We start from the raw sequence: 1,802 nt of genomic DNA, 5'->3' as shown, positions 1-1,802 counted from the left end.
GCAAGCTGCGCTGGAGCCGACCCGCGCGAGAGGTTCACAATGGGGCCATGCCCCGGGAGGAATGACATGACGATCTGGTTACTGGTATTCGCCGCGATGTTGCTGCTGATTGGCGTGATGGCCGTCGGTGTTCTGATGGGCCGCAAGCCGATCGCAGGCTCCTGCGGTGGTCTCAACAACCTCGGGCTCAAGGATGGCTGTGACATCTGTGGCGGCAAGGACGAGGAGTGCGAGAAGGAGCAGGATCGCCAGCGTCTGATGGCAGAGAGTGGCGGCAAGCCGGCCAGCGATCTGGCCTACGACGCCGCACGTCGCTGATTTCTGCTCTGATGGCTCAGAGCCCGCCGGCCGCAAGGCCTGCTACCGGCCCTGACATGGCAGTGTCACCGCGAGGTGAGACCGTACGTGTCAGGGCCGGTCTACGAACAATCAAGGAGCAAAGCGAGTCTCATGGCAGTCTATAACTACGATGTCGTCGTGATCGGTACCGGTCCGGCAGGGGAAAGCGCGGCAGTCAACGCGGCCAAGCATGGCAAGCGTGTCGCCGTGATCGAGGCTCAGTCTTCCGTGGGCGGCAACTGCACCCACAAGGGCACCATCCCTTCCAAGGCGCTGCGCCACGCGGTCAAGCAGATCATCGAGTTCAACACCAATCGCATGTTCCGCGATATCGGCGAGCCGCGCTGGTTCTCCTTCCCCAAGGTGCTGGAGCGTTCACGCCGCACCATCGAGCAGCAGGTCGAGATGCGTACGCGCTTCTACGCCCGCAATCGCATCGATGTGTTCTTCGGTACCGCGCGCTTCAAGGACGAGCACACCGTCGTGGTGCGCGATGCCCATGAAGGGGTCGAGGAGCTGCACGCGGAGAAGGTCGTGATCGCCACCGGCTCGCGTCCCTACCGCCCGGCGGACGTCAACTTCCGCCACCCGCGCATCTACTGCTCCGATACCATCCTGGGGCTGTCACACACGCCGCGCACGCTGATCATCTACGGCGCCGGTGTCATCGGCTCCGAGTACGCCTCGATCTTCTCCGGCCTTGGCGTCAAGGTCGACCTGATCGATACGCGTGATCGTCTGCTGTCCTTCCTGGATAACGAGATTTCCGACGCGCTGTCCTACCACCTGCGCAACAACGGCGTGCTGGTGCGTCACAACGAGGAATACGATCGCATCGAGGGCGACGAGTCCGGCGTGGTCGTGCACCTCAAGTCCGGCAAGAAGCTGCGTGCTGACGCCTTCCTGTGGGCCAACGGTCGTACCGGCAACACCGACAGCCTTGGTCTCGAGAATGTCGGCCTGCAGGCCAACGGCCGCGGTCAGCTGACCGTCGATGATCAGTACCGCACCGAGCTGGACCACGTGTATGCGGTGGGCGATGTGATCGGCTGGCCGAGCCTGGCATCCGCGGCTTACGATCAGGGCCGCTTCGCCTCGGCCAACCTGCTGGGGGAAGAGTTCAAGTTCGTCAATGAGGTGCCGACCGGTATCTACACCATCCCCGAGATCAGCTCGGTGGGGCGTGGCGAGTCCGAACTGACCGAGGCGCGCATCCCCTACGAAGTGGGGCAAGCGTTCTTCAAGGACACCGCCCGCGCCCAGATCACCGGCGATACCGTCGGCATGCTCAAGATCCTGTTCCATCGCGATACGCTGGAAATTCTCGGCATCCACTGCTTCGGTGACCAGGCGTCCGAGATCGTACACATCGGTCAGGCCATCATGCAGCAGAAGGGTGAGGCGAATACGCTCAAGTACTTCGTCAACACCACCTTCAACTACCCGACCATGGCGGAAGCCTA

The 1,802-nt window shown here is 62.6% G+C and carries 2 protein-coding genes; both read left to right on the top strand.

What is annotated here, in order from left to right; translation table 11 throughout:
* Positions 1–66: 66 nt before the first annotated feature.
* On the top strand, positions 67–318 hold the full coding sequence (gene nqrM, locus AC4FAH_RS04265; protein ID WP_043331913.1) for a (Na+)-NQR maturation NqrM: 252 nt from the start codon (positions 67–69) through the stop codon (positions 316–318).
* 132 nt (positions 319–450) lie between these two features.
* A partial coding sequence (gene sthA, locus AC4FAH_RS04260) for a Si-specific NAD(P)(+) transhydrogenase (protein WP_490245685.1) occupies positions 451–1,802 on the top strand: 1,352 nt, incomplete at its 3' end.

The sequence above is a fragment of the Cobetia sp. genome, from assembly GCF_983723665.1.
This window is presented reverse-complemented; position numbering and strand designations above follow the sequence as displayed.